The sequence below is a fragment of the Streptomyces sp. NPDC005485 genome (genome assembly GCF_040606085.1).
Classification (GTDB): domain Bacteria; phylum Actinomycetota; class Actinomycetes; order Streptomycetales; family Streptomycetaceae; genus Streptomyces.
The window spans coordinates 1-20,640 of sequence record NZ_JBEXDZ010000169.1 but is presented as its reverse complement, the minus strand read 5'-3'; the positions used below and the strand labels follow the sequence as shown (position 1 = coordinate 20,640).

Here is a 20,640-nt window from a genome sequence, read left to right as displayed (position 1 = left end):
TCCGCGCGGGGGGGCCGGCGTCCCTTGGCGCCGATGGCCCGCCGCGGGCGGGCGGGCGCGGGGGGGGTGGGCGCCCCCCCCCACGGCGCCCTGCTCCGGCTATTCGGTCTTGATGGAGGTGAGCATGTTCAGCCGGGCCGCGCTGCGGGCGGGCCACAGGGCGGCCAGTAGACCCACCAGCGCCGCCAGCAGCAGGAAGAGGGCGAACCGGCCCCACGGCAGCACCAGTGCGTAGCCGGGGATGTCCGCCTTCGTGATCTCGCAGATGGCCCAGCCCAGGAAGGAACCGAGCCCGATGCCGATCACCGCGCTGAAGAGGGAGATGACCACAGCCTCCAGCTGGATCATCCGTGTCACGCCTGACCGGTCGAGCCCGACGGCTCGCAGCATGCCGACCTCCCGCTGCCGTTCGAAGACCGACATCGCGAGGGTGTTCACCACTCCCAGGACCGCGATGATCAGGGAGATCGCGAGCAAGCCGTAGAGGACGTTCAGCACGGTGCCGAAGACTCCACCGAGCTGGCTGCGGATGTCCTGCCGGTCGTCGATCCTGATCCCGGGACGGCCGGGGAGGGCGTCGGCGAGTGCCTTCTCGTTCGTGCTGCCATCCGTTGTGACGTAGATCTTCGAGAAGGACGCCGCGGTGGCGTTCGCTTCGATCACGTCTGCGGAGACGACGACCGGCAGGACGACCTCGTTGTACTCGAAGACGGCCCCGACGGTCAGCCTCCGGCCCTTGCCGGAGTCCCCGTACACCGCAGGCAGGCTGTCCCCGACCTTCCAGCCGTGCGACCGCGCGAGCTTCTCGTCGACGGCGACCTGCCCCTTCGCGAGCGTGTCCTGCGAGCCGGAGACCACCGGGAGGTGAAGGGCCTTGTCGAAGTCTGCCGGGACGACGGCGGTGACATCCTGCTGGCTGCCGTCGAGTTGCATCCACCCCTGCTGCTCCTGAGACACGGCCCTCACACCGGGGACCTTGCGCAGGGCGGCGACCGCCGAGGCGTCCAGGCGCGCTCCATCGGCCGTGACCATGTAGTCGGCCTTGACGATGTCGGTGGTCATCGCGTCCATGGACTGGCCGAGGGTGACACCGAGCACGGTCAGAGCGCTGACGAGGGTGAGCCCGATGGCCAGCGCGGAGGCGGTGGCGCCGGTACGGCGGGGGCTGCGTACCGCGTTCCGGCCCGCGAGGGTGCCGGAGACTCCGAACCCGCGCCGCAGCAGCGGCAGTACGACCGCGATCACCGGCCGGGACAGCAAGGGGATCAGCACGAGGACACCCGTCACCGCGAGGAAGGCCCCGAACCCGACGATCGCTCCACCCCTGGAGCTGCCGGTCCCGGCACCTGCGACGACGACCGCCGCGCCGAGCAGCGCGAGGATGCCGCCGAGCACGTTCCGCAGGACCAGGGATTTGATGGTGGCGGGCAGGTATGCGCTGCCGATCGCCGCGACCGGCGGGATCCTTGCGGCGCGCCTGGCCGGCAGCCAGGCGGCCACCATGGTGACCAGTACACCGACGACCGCCGCGACCAGGACCGTCGTCGACGTGACGATCAACGGGCCGTCCGGTGTCCCGCCGTCGAAATCGACCGTGGCACTCGCTACAGCGGCCATGGCTGCGCCGAGACCGAGCCCGGCGGCCGCGCCGACGGTGCCGACCATCATCGCTTCGATCAGCACGGACCGGGTGACCTGCCTGCGGGAGGCGCCCACCGCGCGCAGCAGAGCGAGTTCCCTGGTGCGCTGGGCGGCCAGCATGGTGAAGGTGTTGGCGATCAGGAAGACACTGACGAAGAGCGCGACGCCGGCGAAGGCGAACAGGATCCCATTGAGTGTCGTCGCGTCCCCCGCCACCAACGTGGCCTCTTCGTCGGCGAGTTGGCGGCCGGTCTTGGCCTTCGCGGAGTGCGGAAGCACCTTGCCTATGTCGGCGGCGAGGTCGGTGCTCGAAACGCCGGGGGCGGCGGTGACGGTGACGTTCTCGAAGAAGCCCGGCTTGAGGAAGAGCCGCTGCGAGGACGGCGTGTCGAACAGCACCAGGCTCCCGCCTGCGGCCACCTCCTCGTTCTCGGTGGTGAAGATGCCCGAGAGTTCGTACGTCTTCGCCGGACCGGTGAGGGCGACGGGCACGGTGTCGCCGACGTGGTAACCACCCTTGTCGGCGGTCTCCTTGTCGAGCGCGATCCGCCCGGGCCGGGTGGGCCCGTCGCCGTCGGTGAACACGTAGAGCGGGTCCTCGCCGTCCTTGTCCGGCGCGAAGTTGGCGGCCGAGTTGAACTGTCCATTGGCGATGAGCCCGCCGTCCCTGTCGGCGACGTAGGCGCTCCCGTCGACCCGTCCGGCGGCGTCGGCGACGCTGTTGAGTCGGGCGACCGCGTCGAGCGTATCCCGGCTGATGCCGGGGGATTCGCCGGAGTATTCGGTGTTCTCGTCGACCTGGACGTCCACGTGGGCGTAACTCTTGGCCGTCTGGCTGGCGGAGGCGTTTTTGTAGGTGTCCGTGAAGATCAGGGTGCCGGAGACGAACGCGACGCCGAGCATGACGGCGAGCACGGTCATCAGCAGTCTGGCCTTGTGCGCGAGGACGTTGCGCAGGGCTGTGCGGAACATTGGTGTGGTCCTGGTGGGGTGAGAGCGGGAGCGGCGGGCCGGAGTCGGTCCGGGTCAGTGACTGCCGCGGGGCGGTGGCGACTTCGAGGACATGGCGGCTCGTACGGCTCAGCTCGTACGGAACTTGGTGTCGAAGGACTTCATGAGGTCGAGGACCCGGTCCGCGGTGGGCTCGTGCATCTCGTCGACGATCCGCCCGTCGGCGAGGAAGATGACGCGGTCCGCGTAGGCGGCGGCGACCGGATCGTGGGTGACCATGACGACGGTCTGGCCCAACTCCCGTACGGAGTCGCGCAGGAACCCCAGGACCTCGCCGCCCGAGCGCGAGTCCAGGTTCCCGGTCGGCTCGTCCCCGAAGACGATGTCCGGCCTGGAGGCGAGGGCCCGGGCGACGGCGACACGCTGCTGCTGGCCGCCGGAGAGCTGGGCGGGGCGGTGGGTGAGCCGGCCGGACAGGCCGACCATCTGGATGACGGTGTCCAGCCACTGCTTGTCCGGCGCCCGGCCCGCGATGTCCATCGGGAGCGTGATGTTCTCGAGCGCGGTGAGGGTCGGCAGCAGATTGAACGCCTGGAAGATGAAACCGACCTTGTCCCGGCGGAGTTTGGTGAGCTGCCTGTCCGTCAGGGACCCCAGCTCGGCGTCACCGACGCGGACCGAGCCGGAGGAGAAGGAGTCCAGCCCGGCCACGCAGTGCATCAGCGTGGACTTGCCGGACCCGGAGGGCCCCATGATCGCGGTGAACTGGGACTGCCCGAAGCCGACACTGACCCGGTCGAGCGCCACCACCTCGGTGTCGCCCTCTCCGTAGACCTTGGAGAGCTCGGTGGCGCGGGCGGCCACCGCGGGAGTGCGGGAAACGGGCGGCAGGGTGGTCACGAGGTCTTGCTCCGATCGAAGGCACGGGTAGCGCCGGGCACGGGTCCAGACCCGTGCCTGGCCGGGAACTCCTTAATCGTCGGGTTCGCAGCGGCCCCTGCGGATCAGCCGAATTACCGGCTACCTGGGGCTGACGCCCGGCCCGGCTCTGTCAGCCTGAGGTATGCCATAGCGCCAACCCCGAGGCTGACGCACTGGAGGAAGCGTCTGGGAGACGAGGCTGCCGTGGACTCTGCGTCCCCCTCGCGACAGAGCGCCGCTTCATGCCGACAAGACCCGCCCCATCGCCGGCTCGGCCGGTGCATCGCCCAGGCAGAACGACGGTCCGACCCCGCATGAGCAGCACCGTCACCCCACACAGGTGAGACCTGCTGTGGTCTCGGGAGCGGCCGACTCGGCGTGGGCCCGAGCGGTCGAGGTCGAAAATCCTCATGACCTGCAACCAGCGGTGACGGCCCGTGCGTGCTCCATCCGTCTCTCGGCCGCGGGTCCCCGGCGATCGTCTTCTTTCCTGGCCGTTCGGCCGAGGCGGAGTGGTCAGGTGGGGAAGCAGGTCCTTGTCACGCCTACCGCATGCAAGGCCGCCCTCGTCACGGCCGGACTGACCGTCACCCTGTGCATCCCCACCGCCCAGGCGACAGCAGCCGAAACAGACCGCTCCCCGGCCCCCGCCCTCGACGGCTACTACGACCAGCACCCCGCCTGGCACCGCTGCGGCACCACCGGGAAGTACCCCGTCGACCTACGGTGCGCAACCCTCAAAGCGCCTCTCGATCACACGCGGCCTGCCGGACCCACGCTGCGTATGGAGATCTCCCGGCTGCGCACGAGCGTGCCCGGCAAGCGGCGTGGTGTGCTGCTGTCCAACCCGGGAGGACCGGGTGCCGGAGGGCTGGGGAATCCCACGGCGTACAAGGAGGTCATGCCCAAGAGCGTCCGGGACCGGTACGACCTCGTGGGTTTCGATCCGCGCGGTACGGCCGCCGGCAGCCCCCTGAACTGTGGCCTCACCACGAACGAGCTGGACTGGCCGCGCGCGTACGAGCCGGCGTCCTTCCGTCGGAACACCGTTCTCGCCCGAGGCTTCGCCGCGAAGTGCGATCCACCTCGCGATGATCGACCTCATGGCCCGCGGACTCACCGGCGAAGCCACCCTCAACGGGCGCGGAACCTAACCCGGGACCAAACGCAAATCCCCGGACCAAACGCTCAGTCAAGACCCGTGCACAGAGACGAAGGTTCAGAGGAAGTTGTCCTGAACGGGGAGGAGGAGAGTGAAGTGTGCGCCGTGGTCGCTGGGTGTGATGGTGAGGGTGCCGTGGTGAGCGGTGGCTATGTGGTGCGCGATGGCCAGGCCGAGGCCCGAGCCGCCTGCGTCGCGGTTGCGGGCGTCGTCGAGTCGGGTGAAGCGCTCGAAGACCCGCTGGTGGTCTTCGGCTGGGATACCGGGGCCGTCGTCCTGGACGTCCAGGACGGCTTCGCGACTGTCGGGCTCGTGGGTCAGGCGGACGGTGATGGTGCCGGCGGAATGCCGCTCGGCGTTGTCGAGGAGGTTGCCGAGGACCCGGGCGAGGAGCATGGGCTGGCCTTGCACAATGACGGGGCCGGATTCGGTGTGCACGTCGAGGGTGACGTGGCGGGGCGGGCGACGGCGGGCGGTCTCGTCGCGGACCAGGTCGGTGAGGTCGACGGCCTGCGCCGGTTGCCGGTCGGTGTGGCTGGCATCGAGGCGGGCCAGGAGCAGGAGGTCTTCGGTCAGGTCTTGGAGGCGTTTGGTGTCCTCGTGGGCGTCGTGGACGACTTGGGGCCAGTCGGGGTCCTCGGCGCGGTGGAGGGCGAGTTCGAGTTCGGTGCGCAGGCAGGCGAGAGGGGTGCGCAGTTCGTGGGAGGCGTCTGCGACGAACCGGCGCTGTTGGGTGACTGCGGTCTGCAGACGGTCCAGGGTGCTGTTCATCGTTTCGGCCAGGCGGGCGATCTCGTTTCCGGCCCGCGGTACGGGCACGCGCCGGTCCAGATGACGGGCACTGAGCTCGGCGAATTCGGAGCGGATGACTTCGACGGGGCGTAGCACCCGGCCGACAGCGAACCAGGTGCTTGCGCCTATCAGGAGTGTGATGCCGAGTGTGCCTCCGGCCATCGACCACATGATGGTGTTCAGGCGGGCTTGGTAGATGCCGATTGAGTGGATGATCTCTATGTCGTTTTCGGCGTCGAAGTGGGACCGCATCGGCGGGGACTCCTGGGGGTCCGTCCATGGCATGAGTGACAGTGTCGGCATCAGCCCTTCGTCCGTGTCGCCTTTTGCGATACAGATGGTGAACCTGTGCCCGCCCTCCTCCATATCGAGCTCCGGATGGCGGCTGCAGGGTGGGAAGTCGCCAGGGGTGTAACCGTCTGTCGGGCCGAGTTCGGAGGTCTTTTCCAGCGCGTTCTCGAAAAGCGTCTTCTTGATGGTGACGCCTAGTGAGACAGCGCAGGCAGTCAGTGGCACGACTGTGATGACGACGGCCAGCAATGTCAGTCGCATGCGCATCGTGCGCGGACGCAGCCGCCGCCATATGGTGCCGACCTGTGGCCGCCTCACGTGTGCAGGCCTTCGCCGGCTTCGAAGCGGTAGCCGATGCCACGGACTGTGTGGATCGTACGCCTTCGAAACGGGGTGTCGATTTTGCGGCGCAGGGCGCTGACGTACACCTCGACGACGTTCACGTCACCGCCGAATCGATGGTCCCACACGTGCTCCAGTACTTCCGTCTTGGAGACGGTCTCACCTGTTCGGTGTGCCAGGTATTCCAGGACCGCGAATTCCCGCGCGGTGAGCACCACCGGCGTCGTTCCCCGTCGGCAGCTGCGGGCCGCGGGGTCGATCTCCAGGTCCCCGACCCGGATAACGGCTGGCCGTTCAGGTCGTCCGCGCCGCAGTAGGGCCCGCAGTCGGGCAGCGAGAGCGACAAAGGAAAACGGTTTGGTGACGTAGTCGTCGGCACCGGTGTCCAGGCCTTCGGCCTCGTCGTACTCGCCGTCCTTGGCGGTCAACATGAGCACCGGCGTCCATACGCCGGCATCACGCAGCCGCGCGCAGATCCGGTAGCCGTTCAGGCCGGGCAGCATCACGTCCAGGACGACGGCGTCGTAACCGCTGTCGAGCGCCAACTCGAGCCCGGTGAGCCCGTTGTGGGCAAGGTCGACGGCGTACCCCTCGCCCACAAGCCCGCGGCGCAGCAGTTCAGCCAGTCGCGGGTCGTCCTCCACCACCAATATCCGCATGGCATTCAGGATGACCCACAGGTGCGGCGAGGTTCCTGAAGAAGCCTTCAGGAACCTTCAGGGTCCTCACAGCGGCCTCATGACACCGTGGCCTCGGCAGCAACGGGGGAAGCAGCAGGTCGTTCTGAGGATCACTCTCCCACTTCGGTACCGAAGCACTCGCACTTCTCGGCACGGAACATCGGCGTTAGCCCCGTTGTGCCGTCAACAGGTATGCACGGAGGGGGCTCCGCAAGCCGGAGCCCCCGACAACAGCCCAGGGGGAACAGGACATGAGGACGACAGCGAAGCGCCTGGCGGCAGTTGCGGGTGGGCTGGTCATGGCAGCGGGCGCGCTCGTCTTTGGCACCGCATCGACCGCGCAGGCCGCGACCTGCAAGGGGGGCGCGTCGTACGAAACATTCAGCATGGGAACGGACCAGGCCGAGCACAGTTTCGGCCCCTACTACACGACGTCGCGGTGCAGCGACATCAACCTGAAGCTCACCAGCTGGGGCAACGCGAACCCGTTGACCGTGCGCGTGTGTTTCTACCCGACCTCCGGTGGCACCACCTGCAACTCCTGGAAGGAGTTCTACAAGTCCAGCGACCTGAACACTTGGCGCGTGATCGCGACAGACGTCAAGGACGGCACCAAGTTCAGGATCTCCATGGACTTGGCCAGCAACACGTTCAAGGGCTATCTCGCCGCTTGAGCCCTGCTGCCGGACTCACAGCTTCCGATAACAAACAGGGAGAAGAACACCATGTCCGTACACACAGTGCGCAAGGCGATCGCCACGCTCACGGCGGCGTTGACACTCGCGGGGGTGGGCGTGTTGGGCAGCGCCGGCACCGCGAGTGCCGCAACTTGCTATGGGGGTGAGTCCTACTTCAGCAGCGGCACCTACTACTTCCCCGAGTCCAGCTCAGGCAGGCTCACCGCCACGTCCCGCTGCGGTGACATCAATGTCAGGTTCACCAACAACATCGTGACCCCTTCCCGCAAGGTGAAGGTGTGCTTCTACCCGAGCTCGGGGTCCTCGTACTGCCAGAGCAACTACACGACCGTGTACGGCGGTGGCTGGGCGGTCATTGCCGACGACGTACTCGACGGCACAAAGTTCCGGCTCAGGTTCGAAAGCAGTTGGGTGCAGGGGTACGTGGCGGCCTGAACCTCGGGGAGCGCCCCGGGGTGGGCCGATCTTCAACAACCATAGTGAACGCCTCATCATCATGGCTTTGGACGGCTGCCTTCGTTGCTGCTTTCCGGCAGCACTGCAGCAGGGCGCGGCAACGAGTGGTTCCATTGCCTGCAACGCACCAGGGCCCGTATTCCCCGCGGCGTTCGCGGGGAATACGGGCCTTGGTCCTGCTCGATCGTTCCCCGGGCACTTGCTGCTCCTGCTGCATGCCTCCGGGGAGCAGCAGGAGCAGCAAGTGCCCGGCAACAAGTGATCTTGACCGCTTGTCAAACGATCTCGGCTGCCGATCTCTTACATGTCGCACAAGCCGTCCTGCGGCGCACTGAACCCGAGGCTGTTCGGGTTGAACTCGGCTAATACTCCAGTACGACTTCGTGATCTGCGGTCGGAGGTCGGGGCAAGTCTTCTCGCGATGTAACCCTGGAGCGGAAGGTGACTTCAGTGGCTGCCTGCCTCACGGTTCCGCCGGCCTTCGGTCGGGTGCGTGTCCCGGATATTGGATAACTCCCTGCGCGCCCACAGCGATTCGGGGATCCTGGGTGACCGTGACCGAAAATTTGAGCGATACAACTCCGGGTAGTGAGGTAGGGGCGCTTCTTCGGGTCCTGGACGGACAGCGACGCCACGTTCTCGGCATCCTTGACGGGCTCGACGCGGAGGATCTTCGACGGCCCGTGCTGCCTTCCGGATGGCACTGCCTGGGGCTGGTCCAGCACCTGGCACTGGATGTGGAGCGGTTCTGGTTCCGCGCGGTCGTCGCCGGGGACGAGAAGGTCATCCGCGGTCTGACGAGCGGCGACGAAGCGTGGAAGGTGGCCCCGGAAGTGCCGGCCATCGACGTCCTCGACCGATACCGGCGGGAGGCAGAACTCGCCGATGCCATCATCACCGCCACCCCTGCCGATGCCGCATTGGCCTGGTGGCCCCACGACTTGTTCGGTAAACCGCACCTGCACACCCTGCGCGACGTCCTGCTGCACGTCATCACCGAGACTGCGTGCCACGCCGGCCACCTCGACGCAGCCCGAGAGCTGATCGACGGCCGCCACTGGCTGGTCCTGACCTGACATCGCCGGTCTGGCTCCGCGCTCCTCGTGTCGGGTTTCGTGTTCTATCCGGTCGGTTCGTGAGGGTCTCGTCGGCGGTAGTGGCTGCGGCGGGCTGTTGCCTGGTGTTGTCGGCGCCAGGTGGACCAGTGCGGCAGCCTGGTTGCTGTCACGGCTGGCGGGTTGAGGACGGCGGCGAGTAGGTGTCGGATCTCCGGGACGGTGAGTCTGATCAGGGGGTGCCCGCTGGTGAGGTGGGCTGGTTGGGCGGAGCGCTCGGGTGCGGAGCTGGCGGCGACGGCGGTCAGGAAGGCCAGGGCGAGCGTGACGTGCCGGTGCCATGAGGTCCAGTGCCTGACCTGGTAATGGTCGAGTCCGACTTGGCCCTTGGCGGCTTGGAAGCATTCCTCGACGCTCCAGCGGATGCCGGCGACGCGGACCAGTTCCGCAAGGGTGGTTGTGGTGGGTGACCAGCACAGGTAGAAGGCGAGTTCCATGGTGGTCCGATTGCGGCGGATCAGCAGGTGGCGGTGGCTGTCGGTGCCGATGTGGATCCAGGCCCAGTCGTAGTGGCGCGGGCCCTTCGCGCCGTTGCTCGCGCTGTGCCGCTGCCATGCGGTGGCGGGCAGACGTTCGGCAACGGCGTCCGCGCGAAGTGATGGGTCGTGTCCCTCGTCGTGGTGTTGGGGATCAACTGGTGGGCATGTTCGGAGTGTTGGGCAGCGCCGGGGCGCTTTCGGGAAGCTCGCGGTAGATCTCGCCCATGCTGCCTTCGGGGAGGTAGCGGCGGGGGAAGGCGATCCATTCGTCGTGCATCTCGAAGAGCACGGCGGTGACCAGCCGGATGAGCGCGTCGTCGTTGGGGAAGACCTGGACGACGTCGATCCTGGGCTTGATCCCCCGGTTCACCCGCTCCAGCGGGTTCGTGCACTGGATCTTCTTCCAGTGCCTGGGCGGGAAGTCCGCGAAGGCGGTCAGATCCTCCTTCGCCTCCAGCGGCATCGCTTTGACCTTGGGGAACTGGGTGCCGAGCATGTCGGCGACGGTGTCCAGCTGGGTGCGCACGAGGCCGGCGGTGGGCTGGGTGAAGATCGTGCGGATCGTCGCGGCGACCATTTCGCCGGAGTCCCGGTCGACCACGCTGAAGGCGTCTCGCAGGAAATGAACCCTGCACCGCTGCCAGGCAGCGCCGAGCATGACCTTGCGGACCGCGGCGACCAGGCCGGAGTGCTGGTCGGTGACGACCAGGCGGACCCCGGACAGGCCGCGCTCACGCAGCGAGCGCAGGAACTCCTTCCAGAGCGTCTCGCTCTCGCTGTCGCCGACCATCAGGCCCAGGACCTCGCGGCCTCCGTCCTCGGTGATGCCAGTGGAGACCACGACGGCCCGCGAGACGGTCTGGTGGCTCACCCGTGCCTTGCAGTAGGTCGCGTCCAGATGGACGTAGGGGAAGCGGACATGGTCCAGCGGGCGGGTGCGGAACGCGGTCAGCGGCTCGTCCAGCGCCGCGCAGATCCGAGAGACCTCCGACTTCGAGATGCCGCTGTCCCCGCCGAGGGCTTTGACCAGGTCATCCACGCTGCGGGTGGAGACACCGTGCACGTATGCCTCCATGATGACCGCGTAGAGGGCCTGGTCGATGCGGCGCCGCCGCTCCAACAGGGAGGGGAAGAAGCTGCCGGTGCGGACCTTGGGGATCTCCAGGTCCAGGTCGCCTGCCAGCGTGGTCAGCATCTTTTCGCGGTGCCCGTTGCGGATGTTGGTCCACGTCGGCGTGTGCTCGTTCCACTCCGCGCCGATGTGGGCACTCGCCTCGGCCTCGATCAGCTCCTGCACCATCCGCTCCGCGATGGCACGGATGAGCTCGATTCCGTCGGTCGAACGTAGTGACTCCAGCAGCCGTATCAGCTCAGACTGGGACAGGGCCATCGTGCACTCCTCATGGTTGAACTGGGCGTTCACCAAGGAGAGTTACGCGGTGGCCCGCCTCCTGGTCAGGGAGCGGTACTCACTCGTGGAAGTGCGCTCCGGGCAGGCGCCCGCGCACCCCCGGCCACTGATCCCGTACACCACGACAAGGGACGCCATCCGGAGCGTCGTAGCCGGCGTCGAAGACAATGAGGATGTCGCGGTCACCCGGGTGCCAGCGGCCCATGTCGATGAGGTCCTCGACCACGCGGCGGACCTGGGCCGCGGTGACCTCGGCGACATCATCGGCCGGTCCCAGCCTCAGGGCGTCCAGGATCTGGCACCTCGAGGTCCGGCCCGACTCCAGCGCGGCCACGAACGAGTACGGCCAGCCGGGCACGAACTGGTCCGAGGAGCGTCTGCTGCGGCCGTAGACGTGACAGAACAGGCGGTCCGGGCTGGTCGGCGCGTCCGGACGGAGCCAGTGGGTGACGTCCACCGCCAGGACCAGGCGTCCGTCGGCGGCCACGGGTTGCGGCAGCCCGGCCAGCACCTCCGCAGTCGCTGTACCTCGACGTTCCCGCAGTTGAGCGCCTCGTACATCGCGCCGTGCCCGCGTCGGCGTTCTGCCGTCAGCGTGAGGTCCACCGGCGTGGTTACCGGCCCGTCTGTAGACAACAGTGCATCGGTCAGCTCGAACAACGTGTCCCCGCGCGCGGTCAGGCAGTCGAAGAAGTCGTCCCGGAAGCGTGACGCCACCGCGAACGACTCCCGGACGGCATCGTGATGCAGCAGGCTCATTCCCCCACGGCCATCGTACTGGTCAAGTGTCTCTTTGGACGGAGCGCAGGATCAGACAGAGGCCGTGCTAACGTCCCCGGAACCCTCATACGGGCGAGTGCGTTCACTTTGCAGTTCGAGGGCAGGAGGAGGCCCTGCGGAGTGCTCAGCTCGGCCACGACTCGGTCTCGGCCTGGTGAACCGCAATGCAGTGCACGGCGTGACGCACAAGCGTGTGAGCATGCGCTTCGAGCCGAGTTCGCGTACACCACGCTTGCCGGGGAACGCTTCCCGGCCTGGAAAGCCTTCAGACTCGCGAAGCGACGGATTCGAGGGTGGCTGCATAAGCCTGATCGTGCTGCTCATCGAAATCCCGGTCGCCCTTCTGTCGGGGCTGACGTCGGTCATCCGTGGATGGGGCCGTGCGGACGAGCAAACCGTGGCACCCCCGATGGACTGGGTTCCGATCCTCTGGCTCGGCGGGTTCACATTGGGCGTGCTCGTGATCGCCGTGATCTTCCTGTACTCGGCACACCCGTTCGCAGGAGCGGTCCAACTGCTCGTGGCAGCCATTGCGCTGTCCTTCACGTTCGCTGCTTGGCACGGCCAGTACGAGCGTTCCCACCCACCTCAGCCACCAACGAGGGCCGGGATGCCGCACACTCCCTCGAACCACGTGACCGACCAGTAGAACCCACAACGGCGGATGCCGAAGCGCGAAGCCACACAAGCGCAGCAACTGGGGCAGTCATGCACACTCAACCCCGCAAGCTGTCGCGGTCAATCACCGACGACCATAAAGAACAAGCCAAGTCCGGCGGTAGCATGGCGGGCCTCGCTGCCGGGCGTCGTCGCGCAGATGGCCGGCGGTCACCGCAGAGCGTCCTCGCTGCCGTCAGCCCCGTCATTCTGGTCCTCGCCATGACTGGTGTCCAAGACGGTGTCGGGGAACGCCAACGCGGACACGGACGGCGAGCAGTCATCTTCAGCCCCCAGTCAGGCAGTTGACTTCTACCACCGGCCTACGGCCAACCCGCCTCGCCGTCGACTCACACCACCGCCGGATTCAACGAACTACCGGTAGCGGCACGGACCCAGGCCAGCCCTGATGGCACTCATCGGAAATCGGTCCGCGTCACGGCTGAAGACAGGGCACGTTCAAGCTCACGCCGACCGCCTCGGTTCAGGTCCGAAGGGTGACGCCGTATCGGGTCTTCATCCGGTGCAGCTCCCACAGCGACACGGCGGTCACCGACAGTGGCCCGCCGAGCAGGGAGCAGAACTGGACGACCGGCGGGCCGTGCGGCAGACCGCCGTCGATCGCGTTGAAGATCCCGATGACCCACACCAGCACCGTGGTGACTACCGGCGGCAGCATCGGGTGGACGTGCGCGGTGTTGAAGGCGGTGCGGGCCGAGTACAGCGACGCCAGGGCGAAGAAGGGAATGCCCCAGAAGATCACGGCCATCGCCGCCGCGGCCTTCACACAGTTCAGCCAGTTCAAGTCGTCGGTCTTCTCCAACGGGCTCAAGGCAAGCACGTACAGGACCGAGGCGATGGCGAGCAGCGTCAGCACATACCAGCCGACCGCCTTCAGCGGGGCGCGCAACCGGGAGCGCAGATGCGGCCGCAGATGCGGGGGCGCGTAGTAGACGAAACCCAGAATGACCAGGGGCCCGGCGACCATCAGCAGGAACGGGGCAATGAACATGTTGGCGGCGCTGCCGTACGCCGCGTCCGACAAGTCATCCGGGTTCACGCTGTAGGCCAGGACCAGGGCGATGGCGGCGGCGGCGCCGAGCACCGTGCGAGCCAGCTGGACGCGGTCCACGGTGCGGTCCACGATCCGGCCCTCGCCCTCGTTCGCGAACAGCCTGGTGGCGACGCGGTGTGCGGAGCGCAGGATGACGAGGGCGATCGAGAAAGGAGAGAGATACCACAGGCAGCCGCGAGGGCGCCGGGCGGCAGGGCGCGGCGTGGGCTGCGGGCCATAGGGGTACGGGTTCGGGTACGGGCCTGGGTTCGGTGGCGGAGGGCCGTAGGGGTTGCCCTGCGGTGGCCCGTACGGCGCGCCCCAGCCTGGGCCTCCCGGTCCGTTGCCGCCAGGCTGCCCGGGGCCCGGCCCCCATCCCCCCGTAGCCATGCTCTCTCCCAACTTTCGACTCGGCTGCTCGCCGTGTCGCCTCGTGACCTCGTGGCAGTGTAGTGACTGATCATCCGATGCATGACAGGTCGCGTTGAGAATGCTCTGCTCGCCGCGGGCGCACTCTCCGGCCTTTCACGAAATCTCCGCCGGACCGGCGCAGTGGACCGCATCACGACCAAGGGCCGGGGGATACGCCCGGCGGCAGGCGCCCGTGTGGCGAGCTGCCATCCGACGATCGCTCGCCCGCCACCTCCAGGCGTCCGTCGGCGCAACCTCCTGTCGGTTCGGCAGTCTTACTTCCCGGGGTGCACATGACGACAGAACATCAGGTTGCCTTCTTCCTGCGGGAGTTGGAGACGGGCGACACCTGGCGACGGGCAGCAGCGGCGAAGGGGCTCGGCAAACTCGGCGACACCGAGCACGCCGCGGTGCTCGTCCGGGCAGCCGGCGACCCCGCGCCCGAGGTGCGGGAAGGCGCGGCGGTGGGGCTGGGCAGGCTGGGGGTCTCCGCGGCCGGGGCGCAGACCCTGCCCGCGCTGATGGACGACGACGATCCGTGGGTGCGCAGGCAGGCCTCTCTGGCGTCCATCCGGCTCGGGTTGCGCGATCGCGAAGTCGTGGACGCCTATGGGCGACTGCTCGGGGATCCGGACTATCACCTGCGGATCAACGCCTTGGAGGCGTTGCGGGAGCTGGGCGTGCCCGGTGATGTTCCCGCGCTCGTCCGGCTGCTGGGTGATCCGGCATACGGCGTCTGGGGTCGGGCGCGGGCCATGGTCTTTATGTTCAAGAAGGATCCGGACGTCGAGGCGGAGTTGGTCCGTACGGCCCAGTGGGGAGCGGAGGCCGCCCGCGTGCTCGCCCTGTGGATGCTGCCGGACCAGCACGCCGACCGGCTGCTGCCGTCGCTGCTGAGGGTTCTGACCGATGACCCTTCTACCGAGGTTCGCTGCGCTGTGGCTTTCCGACTGTCGCATGTGGGCCGACAGGAGACGCAGGACGCGCTGTTCGCTGCCCTGGAAACGGATCGGGACCCGGAGATGGCGAGGCAATTGCTGTTCCAGCTCGAGCGATCGGGTGACGAACGGCTGCTGGGGCCGGCCTCGCGCTGGCTGAGCGACGAGCGGGCAGGGCCGTCGGCCGCCGCTGCCCTGGGGTCCGTCGGCGGCACGGCCGCCACAAAGCTCCTGCGGGCTGTCCTCACCGACCCGACAACAGCCGCCCGCACGCTCGCTGCAGCAGCAAAGGCCTACGGCGACATGGGGGGATGGGACGCCGTGTGGCTGCTGCTTCCCCTGCTGGACCCTGCCGCGCCCGAGGTGTCCGAGGGTGCGCTGCGCGGCCTGGACGCCATGGCGGACACCGGGTTCCGGCCGTGGGAACGCGCAGCGGTCGCCCGCGCCGTGGTGGCCCGTCTCGGTGTCGCCACCACCCTGGTCTGGGTGTCAGAGAGGGTCCTCGCGGGCTTGGCGGAAGCCCTGCCGGGTCTGCGGGAACTGGTGGACCGGACCACCTTCCCCCTTGTCCGAGCCGCCGCGCTGTCGCTCCTGGACCCGCACAATGCGACGGACGCCGGCACCCCGCACGATCTGCCGCTCTTCGTACGGCACTTGGACGACGTGGATATGTCGGTACGCCAGGCCGCCGCAGAGGGGATCGCCCACTGGGTGGAGGAGACGGGCACGCTCCCCCCAGGCGAGGAGCGGCTGCGCGACCGGCTCACCGCCTTGGACTCGGACCCATTCGAGTCCGTACGCCAGGCGGCGACCGAGGCGCTGCGGGCCCTGGACGACTGTCGGAACAACTGACGAGGCAGGGGTGCCAGCGGCAACACCGGTGACACCCCCACCCTTCAGCTTGGAAGTTCTTGTTCTTCCGGCCTCGAATGTCCTCTGACAGGTGATCTTGACCATTTGCCGGGCGAGTTCGACCGGCCGGGTCTGCGTCGGCGCTGCCGGTTGATTCGGCAGCTCAGTGACCGCATGTCAGAACTGGGTGGTATGTATCGGCTGTGGATACTAATGACTCCCGCCTGCCATCTGTCGATCACCCTGCCGAGATCGCTTTCAGACGCGGCTGCCAGGCCCTGGACTCGGGGGACTGGGAACGCGCACGCAGCCTTTTCGAGGAGGCGGTCGGCGGTTCCGGCCGGCAGATGCTCTGGCACGTGGCCGAGGCATGCCTGGAAACCGACCAGAGCGCATTCTGGATGAGTCGGGCTGTGGTCTCGGAGAGCGAGCCGGGCGGCATCACGGTAGACCCGGGCGCGCTACGTATCCTGGGGGGCAACGGCGATATGTTTCAACAGCACTGGGAGATCGCCGTCCAGTCGAACGACCCGGCCCGTGCGGTCGCGGCGCTCACCGCCGCAGAACGCCGCCTGGGATGCGTGCTCGAGGACGGCCGTGAACTCCCGCCGGAGGAGGCCGAAGATGGCTTGGCCGACACTGACCTCTACAGCCCCAACTTCGTCGCCGTCGACGACACGGTCCCCCGCGTGTGGATGGACTGCAAGGGCGGGATGTTTCCCCACATGGCCCGCACCGCGCTGCGCATCGTGGCAGACGAACTTCGCAAGGCCGGGATACGGCACGCACACCTGTACACCCGTCCCGCATCGCACCCCTCAGGCAGCTAGAGCTGTGACCGCGTACGTTCACCGAGTTGGGCAGGCGCACCTCTACCCGGTGCGCCCCTGGCAGGATGGCCGACATGTTCGAAGAGAAGTTGGGCGCGCTCTCGCAGATGACGGCCGAGCACATGGCCATGCCATTCCCGCCTGGCTTCCGCGGCCTGGACATCGAGGGCCAGGACATGGTGATGCTCGACGCGGACGCCTACGGCTGCGCGGCGGGCGTCCTCGAGGGCACGCTCACCGAACCGCACCGCGCATGGCTGGCGCGGCTGGTTGCGGTGTTCGGCAAGGTCCTCCCTGCGATCGACGACAAGTACGCGACCAGGTACTACACGCACGTGCGCGACATGGCCGTGCTGGCCGCCGAAATCGAGAGCCAGCGCGACAAGTAATGCCTTGACAGGGAACGCTCGGCGGGGGCAGCTGCCGAGACGGTTGGATGTGCGGTGACGTCCGTCCCAACCGCTGGAGATGTCGTGGCAGAACCCGTCCGCGTGCGCAGGTTGACCGACCAGGAGGGGCAGAAGCAGCGGCAGATCGTGCGCAGGGAAGCACCAGTTCAGTACGTACCGGCGCGCGATGATGCTGCTGGCCTCGACCGGCGGGAAACCGTGTTCCGGTAATCGCGAAGCTGGTGCAGGCCGACGAGGATTCCGTCCGCGAACCATACCGGCCACAGCACCAGCCACGACCGTCGGCGGGGCCGGGCGCCGCTGGACGACCAACTCTGCCAGCCGAGAATTCTGCGACTGGACGGGCGTGAACTGCAACGATTCTGGCCGCAGTTCCCTGAATTCCCACACCACCCGGATCGGGTGAATTGCTGGCAGGACTGAGGCGGCGGGCAGCGGGTGGTGGCCGAAACAATTGTGTATGCGCCGCGGGGCAGCGTGCGGTACAACCAGATCATGGAGGAGCAGCGACTGCCGGGTGGCCGGACGGTAGGGGCGGTACGTATCGGTGAAGAGGTCCACCGGCCTGTACAACCCTGGACGCCTGCCGTGCATGCGGTGCTACGTCATCTGGAGGCAGTGGAATTCGATGGCGCGCCCCGGGTGTTGGGGATGGACGGGCAAGGGCGTGAGGTCTTGACCCATCTTGTGGGCGAGACCGTGGGTGAGAATCTTCCCTGGCCTGCGTGGGTGTACTCGGACGCCGCGTTGGTGAGTGTGGGCAGGTGGGCCCGTCGGCTGCACGATGCGACGGAAGCCTTTGTGCCGCCACCGGGCGTGCGTTGGCTAGCCGGGCAGACCTGGCGGCCTGGACTGGTCATCGGGCACCATGACGCCGCACCGTGGAACGCGGTGTGGTCCGCGGGTGAGCTGGTCGGGTTCTTCGACTGGGACACAGCTGGGCCTTCGTCGCGCGAGTTCGATCTGGCGTTCATGGCCTTGACCTGGGTGCCGTTGCATGCCCGCCGGTTGGCCGAGCGGACTGGATTCACCGCGTTCGAGGACCGGCGCCGACGTCTGCACCTGCTGCTCGACGCCTACGGCTACGACGGCGACCGGTCGGCCTTCGGGAACGTGGTGGCCGCACGCGCCCGGACCAACGCCGATGTCATCGACCACCTGGCTGCCGGCGGCGACCCGGTCTACGTCGCGCTGGGACCGGTTGCCGCCGATCTGCGTCAAGCCGCCATCGAGGTCGAGGCGTTGCCCGCATCCTTCTGGTCCCCTGCCGGCGGCTAGGGGGTGATCGCCGCGTGCCGGACCACCTCCGGATGATGGCCGACCCCGTTCACCACTGCGGCACACGCCATTGACGAGCGCCTCGCCCGGGCGGCGGCCGCCGTGAACACGATCACCGCGCGCTGGGCGAAGAGCGTCTGAGCGGTACGTGACCTCTCCCACTGGTCGGTCGTGTGGGGCGGCGCCAACGGACTGAGCGGCGGCGGTGGGCTACCCGCGGACGAGGGCGGAGAGGGAACCGCGACCTCGCCGTGGCTGTACAACTCCCTCGCGGACGCCGGTGATGTCGACGGCGACGGAACCGCGGACGTGGTGGCGCCCGCCCATGTGGACGGCACCTGGGGTCTGGCCGTCTACTACGGCCCGTTCGACCGCACGGGCGCCCCCGCACGCATCGAGTTCCGCGACACCGTGACGAAGGACGCCGGGTACGCGCCCGGAATCGTGTTCGTGGGCGACATGACAGGTGACGGTGTGGCCGACATTGCGGCCGGCGGCAACGCGCGGGACTTCACCGACACCGGACGGCTCTACGTCGGCTCGGCAGCGGGCCTCACCGACGCCGGAACCATCAAGGCGAGGGGCACGGGCACGTTCGGCGACCTCGACCACGACGGCTACCAGGACTTCATCAGCGGGAACGGCGACTCCGGAACGGCCGCGGCGCCCGGCGGCGGAACGGCCGCGGCGCCCGGCGGCGCCGTCTACGTGACTTACGGCGGCCCGAAGGGGATCAGCACGACCTGGGCACCACGGACCATCACACAGGCCACCAGCGGGGTACCGGGAATCGACGAGAGGAACGACCGGTTCGGCGACAGCCTTGACGTGGGCGACACCAACGGCGACGGTTACGCGGACCTCGTGATCGGGGCGCCGTGGGAGACCGGCAGCGACGCCGAGGGGACCCAAGGGGCAGGTGCGGTCACCTGCTGCGCGGCGGCCCGAACGGTGTCACCACCACGGGTGCCCAGGTCATCACCCAGAACACCAGGAGCGTGCCGAGCACGTCGGTGGCGAAGGATCACTTCGGAACAGCCGCGCATGTGGCCGCGGGTGGGGCGGGCGAGGTCCTGGTCGGCGGGATCGGCGAGGACAGCTGGAAGGGGCGAGTCTGGCGGTTGCCGACCATCGCCTCCGGCGTCACCGGCGTGGGAAGCACCAGCTTCAACATCGGCGCCCTCTCCGGGCCGTCGGGTGCCACTCACTTCGGCGAGGACTTCAGCCGCTGAGACGCCACTTCGTGCGAGGCTTGGCATATGGCCTCGCCTGCGCACCCTCCTCTGCTCGTGATCGTCGACGCCGCCAATGTCGTCGGGTCCGTACCGGACGGGTGGTGGCGGGATCGGCGTGGGGCCGCGGAGCGACTGCGTGACCGGCTCGCCCGGGACGGAATTCCCGGGCGAGCCGAGGATGGGGATGTGGAGGTCGTGCTCGTGGTGGAGGGCGCGGCCAAGGGAGTGGAGTCCGTGCCCGGTGTACGCGTGGCCTCGGCGCCCGGCAGCGGCGACGACACCATCGTGGATCTCGTCGCCGAGTCCGGCGGCCGCCCCGTCCTGGTCATCACCGCGGACCGTGAACTCCGGCGCCGGGTCACTGATTTGGGAGCGGAAGTAGCGGGCCCGCGGACAGTCCGCGGCACCCCATAGACACTTGCTCGGCCCCCCGCCCTTGGGAGCTGCGCCCCCAAAACCAGCAGGCAGCTCCCGACCACAGGGCCAGGGCGCGCCGGCATCAGTGCCCTCCTGGGCCCCTCGGTCGAGGTCGTCACGCCGTACACCGACGACAACGAGCGCCGCGGCCCAGACGCCCGCCCCATCCCGGACTTGGTCCGGGCGCCCGGGAAGGACAGGGCTGTCGGCGCTCGGTCCGGAGATCGTCGGAGAAGTTTTCCGGATTCCTGTCACATGTGCGGGCGCCGGCGGGTCAGAGCTGTGAAGACGCCGACCAGGCCGAAGCGAAGGAGAGCAGCCATGACGAACACTTCCATCTCCCGGATGCCCAACCCGGCGGAGTTCGTGCCCGAGTTGAATGACATCAGCGCCGCTCTTTTCCGGGCCACGGGCAACCGCTCGGTGCCGCGGACCACGATGAACCTGGTTCACCTGCGTGCCGGGCAGATTGTCGGCAACACCTACCTGACGGTCCTTAACACCGGCTTCCTGCGCAAGGCGGGGGAGTCCGAGGAGCGCATCACCGCCGTCTCCTCCTGGCAGGACGCCCCCTACTTCACCGATGCCGAGCGCGCCGCGCTCGCCTTGACGGAGGCCACCCTCCAGCCCGCCCCGCACGGCAAGGAGCGGGTCTGCGACGAGCTGTACGCCGAGGTGGCGAAGCATTACGACAAGAAGGCGCTGGCCACCCTGACCATCGCGATCGGTCAGATCAACTTCTTCATCGCCCTGGCCGTCATCGGCAAGCCGCAGCCCGTCACCTCCCTCGCGGACGAGCAGTGGGACTGACCCTTCCGCCGGCCGGATCGCCGATCCGG

Annotated in this window: 18 protein-coding genes and 3 pseudogenes; 13 read left to right on the top strand and 8 right to left on the bottom strand. The window is 68.1% G+C overall.

The features are described 5' to 3' along the window. Nucleotides 1-99 precede the first annotated feature (99 nt). The 4 genes from ABZS97_RS36985 to ABZS97_RS36970 form a co-directional block, all read right to left on the bottom strand. A complete protein-coding gene (locus ABZS97_RS36985) occupies nucleotides 100-2,613 on the bottom strand; it encodes an FtsX-like permease family protein (RefSeq protein ID WP_356145259.1) in 2,514 nt (837 codons plus the stop codon). Between the two features lie 108 nt (nucleotides 2,614-2,721). Further along, complete coding sequence (locus ABZS97_RS36980; protein ID WP_356145257.1) at nucleotides 2,722-3,492, bottom strand: ABC transporter ATP-binding protein; 771 nt, start codon at nucleotides 3,490-3,492, stop codon at nucleotides 2,722-2,724. 1,240 nt (nucleotides 3,493-4,732) lie between these two features. Then, entirely contained in the window at nucleotides 4,733-5,752 is a 1,020-nt protein-coding gene (locus ABZS97_RS36975) for a HAMP domain-containing sensor histidine kinase (protein WP_356145255.1), read from the bottom strand. A 320-nt stretch (nucleotides 5,753-6,072) separates the two neighbouring features. Continuing rightward, nucleotides 6,073-6,759: a response regulator transcription factor gene (locus ABZS97_RS36970; protein WP_356145253.1), complete on the bottom strand. Its 687-nt coding sequence runs from the start codon at nucleotides 6,757-6,759 to the stop codon at nucleotides 6,073-6,075. A 272-nt stretch (nucleotides 6,760-7,031) separates the two neighbouring features. Between ABZS97_RS36970 and ABZS97_RS36965 the strand changes: the two genes are divergently transcribed. The 3 genes from ABZS97_RS36965 (at nucleotide 7,032) to ABZS97_RS36955 (ending at nucleotide 9,010) form a co-directional block, all read left to right on the top strand. Beyond that, nucleotides 7,032-7,454 (top strand): hypothetical protein, encoded by a 423-nt coding sequence (locus tag ABZS97_RS36965; RefSeq protein WP_356145251.1) that lies wholly within the window; start codon nucleotides 7,032-7,034, stop codon nucleotides 7,452-7,454. 51 nt (nucleotides 7,455-7,505) lie between these two features. Further along, nucleotides 7,506-7,913 (top strand): hypothetical protein, encoded by a 408-nt coding sequence (locus ABZS97_RS36960; protein WP_356145249.1) that lies wholly within the window; start codon nucleotides 7,506-7,508, stop codon nucleotides 7,911-7,913. Between the two features lie 569 nt (nucleotides 7,914-8,482). Continuing rightward, the gene (locus ABZS97_RS36955; protein ID WP_356145247.1) at nucleotides 8,483-9,010 is read left to right on the top strand and encodes a DinB family protein; all 528 of its coding nucleotides are present in this window, start codon (nucleotides 8,483-8,485) and stop codon (nucleotides 9,008-9,010) included. Nucleotides 9,011-9,054: 44 nt separating this feature from the next. Here ABZS97_RS36955 and ABZS97_RS36950 read toward each other — a convergent pair whose 3' ends face one another. The 3 genes and pseudogenes from ABZS97_RS36950 to ABZS97_RS36940 form a co-directional block, all read right to left on the bottom strand. Then, nucleotides 9,055-9,486, bottom strand: a complete 432-nt coding sequence (locus tag ABZS97_RS36950; protein ID WP_356145245.1) for a hypothetical protein — start codon at nucleotides 9,484-9,486, stop codon at nucleotides 9,055-9,057. 193 nt (nucleotides 9,487-9,679) lie between these two features. Next, nucleotides 9,680-10,918, bottom strand: coding sequence for an IS256 family transposase (locus tag ABZS97_RS36945; RefSeq protein WP_356145243.1), 1,239 nt, complete (start codon nucleotides 10,916-10,918; stop codon nucleotides 9,680-9,682). Between the two features lie 160 nt (nucleotides 10,919-11,078). Continuing rightward, nucleotides 11,079-11,698, bottom strand: a pseudogene (locus ABZS97_RS36940) (transposase); the annotation flags it as partial. A gap of 220 nt (nucleotides 11,699-11,918) precedes the next feature. On the opposite strand from ABZS97_RS36940, the gene ABZS97_RS36935 reads away from it, so the two are divergent. Continuing rightward, on the top strand, nucleotides 11,919-12,368 hold the full coding sequence (locus ABZS97_RS36935; RefSeq protein WP_356145241.1) for a DUF6234 family protein: 450 nt from the start codon (nucleotides 11,919-11,921) through the stop codon (nucleotides 12,366-12,368). Between the two features lie 492 nt (nucleotides 12,369-12,860). Here ABZS97_RS36935 and ABZS97_RS36930 read toward each other — a convergent pair whose 3' ends face one another. After that, nucleotides 12,861-13,820 carry a hypothetical protein gene (locus tag ABZS97_RS36930; RefSeq protein ID WP_356145239.1) on the bottom strand — a complete coding sequence of 320 codons (960 nt, stop codon included), beginning with the start codon at nucleotides 13,818-13,820 and terminating at the stop codon, nucleotides 12,861-12,863. Between the two features lie 314 nt (nucleotides 13,821-14,134). Between ABZS97_RS36930 and ABZS97_RS36925 the strand changes: the two genes are divergently transcribed. From ABZS97_RS36925 to ABZS97_RS36885, 9 genes and pseudogenes are all read left to right on the top strand, one after another. Beyond that, complete coding sequence (locus ABZS97_RS36925; RefSeq protein ID WP_356145237.1) at nucleotides 14,135-15,631, top strand: HEAT repeat domain-containing protein; 1,497 nt, start codon at nucleotides 14,135-14,137, stop codon at nucleotides 15,629-15,631. Nucleotides 15,632-15,834: 203 nt separating this feature from the next. After that, on the top strand, nucleotides 15,835-16,461 hold the full coding sequence (locus ABZS97_RS36920; RefSeq protein WP_356145235.1) for a hypothetical protein: 627 nt from the start codon (nucleotides 15,835-15,837) through the stop codon (nucleotides 16,459-16,461). A 74-nt stretch (nucleotides 16,462-16,535) separates the two neighbouring features. Next, on the top strand, nucleotides 16,536-16,850 hold the full coding sequence (locus ABZS97_RS36915; RefSeq protein ID WP_356145233.1) for a hypothetical protein: 315 nt from the start codon (nucleotides 16,536-16,538) through the stop codon (nucleotides 16,848-16,850). An 84-nt stretch (nucleotides 16,851-16,934) separates the two neighbouring features. After that, nucleotides 16,935-17,122 (top strand): annotated as a pseudogene (locus tag ABZS97_RS36910) (IS630 family transposase); the annotation flags it as partial. Nucleotides 17,123-17,366: 244 nt separating this feature from the next. Then, complete coding sequence (locus tag ABZS97_RS36905) at nucleotides 17,367-18,149, top strand: phosphotransferase (RefSeq protein WP_356145232.1); 783 nt, start codon at nucleotides 17,367-17,369, stop codon at nucleotides 18,147-18,149. Nucleotides 18,150-18,608: 459 nt separating this feature from the next. Further along, a pseudogene (locus tag ABZS97_RS36900) lies at nucleotides 18,609-19,067 on the top strand (FG-GAP repeat protein); the annotation flags it as partial. An 80-nt stretch (nucleotides 19,068-19,147) separates the two neighbouring features. Next, nucleotides 19,148-19,381, top strand: a complete 234-nt coding sequence (locus ABZS97_RS36895) for a hypothetical protein (RefSeq protein ID WP_356145261.1) — start codon at nucleotides 19,148-19,150, stop codon at nucleotides 19,379-19,381. A gap of 27 nt (nucleotides 19,382-19,408) precedes the next feature. Continuing rightward, nucleotides 19,409-19,798 (top strand): NTP pyrophosphohydrolase, encoded by a 390-nt coding sequence (locus ABZS97_RS36890; RefSeq protein ID WP_356145230.1) that lies wholly within the window; start codon nucleotides 19,409-19,411, stop codon nucleotides 19,796-19,798. 324 nt (nucleotides 19,799-20,122) lie between these two features. After that, a complete protein-coding gene (locus ABZS97_RS36885) occupies nucleotides 20,123-20,611 on the top strand; it encodes a carboxymuconolactone decarboxylase family protein (protein WP_356145228.1) in 489 nt (162 codons plus the stop codon). The last annotated feature ends 29 nt before the right edge of the window (nucleotides 20,612-20,640 follow it).

What these genes read in the sequence shown, in the direction of transcription:
- ABZS97_RS36985 (WP_356145259.1), bottom strand. Translation starts at nt 2,613, where the DNA reads ATGTTCCGCACAGCCCTGCGCAACGTCCTCGCGCACAAGGCCAGACTG.
- ABZS97_RS36975 (WP_356145255.1), bottom strand. Translation starts at nt 5,752, where the DNA reads ATGCCATGGACGGACCCCCAGGAGTCCCCGCCGATGCGGTCCCACTTC.
- ABZS97_RS36970 (WP_356145253.1), bottom strand. Translation starts at nt 6,759, where the DNA reads ATGCGGATATTGGTGGTGGAGGACGACCCGCGACTGGCTGAACTGCTG.
- ABZS97_RS36965 (WP_356145251.1), top strand. Translation starts at nt 7,032, where the DNA reads ATGAGGACGACAGCGAAGCGCCTGGCGGCAGTTGCGGGTGGGCTGGTC.
- ABZS97_RS36960 (WP_356145249.1), top strand. Translation starts at nt 7,506, where the DNA reads ATGTCCGTACACACAGTGCGCAAGGCGATCGCCACGCTCACGGCGGCG.
- ABZS97_RS36950 (WP_356145245.1), bottom strand. Translation starts at nt 9,486, where the DNA reads ATGGAACTCGCCTTCTACCTGTGCTGGTCACCCACCACAACCACCCTT.
- ABZS97_RS36945 (WP_356145243.1), bottom strand. Translation starts at nt 10,918, where the DNA reads ATGGCCCTGTCCCAGTCTGAGCTGATACGGCTGCTGGAGTCACTACGT.
- ABZS97_RS36935 (WP_356145241.1), top strand. Translation starts at nt 11,919, where the DNA reads ATGCGCTTCGAGCCGAGTTCGCGTACACCACGCTTGCCGGGGAACGCT.
- ABZS97_RS36930 (WP_356145239.1), bottom strand. Translation starts at nt 13,820, where the DNA reads ATGGCTACGGGGGGATGGGGGCCGGGCCCCGGGCAGCCTGGCGGCAAC.
- ABZS97_RS36925 (WP_356145237.1), top strand. Translation starts at nt 14,135, where the DNA reads ATGACGACAGAACATCAGGTTGCCTTCTTCCTGCGGGAGTTGGAGACG.
- ABZS97_RS36915 (WP_356145233.1), top strand. Translation starts at nt 16,536, where the DNA reads ATGTTCGAAGAGAAGTTGGGCGCGCTCTCGCAGATGACGGCCGAGCAC.
- ABZS97_RS36905 (WP_356145232.1), top strand. Translation starts at nt 17,367, where the DNA reads ATGGAGGAGCAGCGACTGCCGGGTGGCCGGACGGTAGGGGCGGTACGT.
- ABZS97_RS36890 (WP_356145230.1), top strand. Translation starts at nt 19,409, where the DNA reads ATGGCCTCGCCTGCGCACCCTCCTCTGCTCGTGATCGTCGACGCCGCC.
- ABZS97_RS36885 (WP_356145228.1), top strand. Translation starts at nt 20,123, where the DNA reads ATGACGAACACTTCCATCTCCCGGATGCCCAACCCGGCGGAGTTCGTG.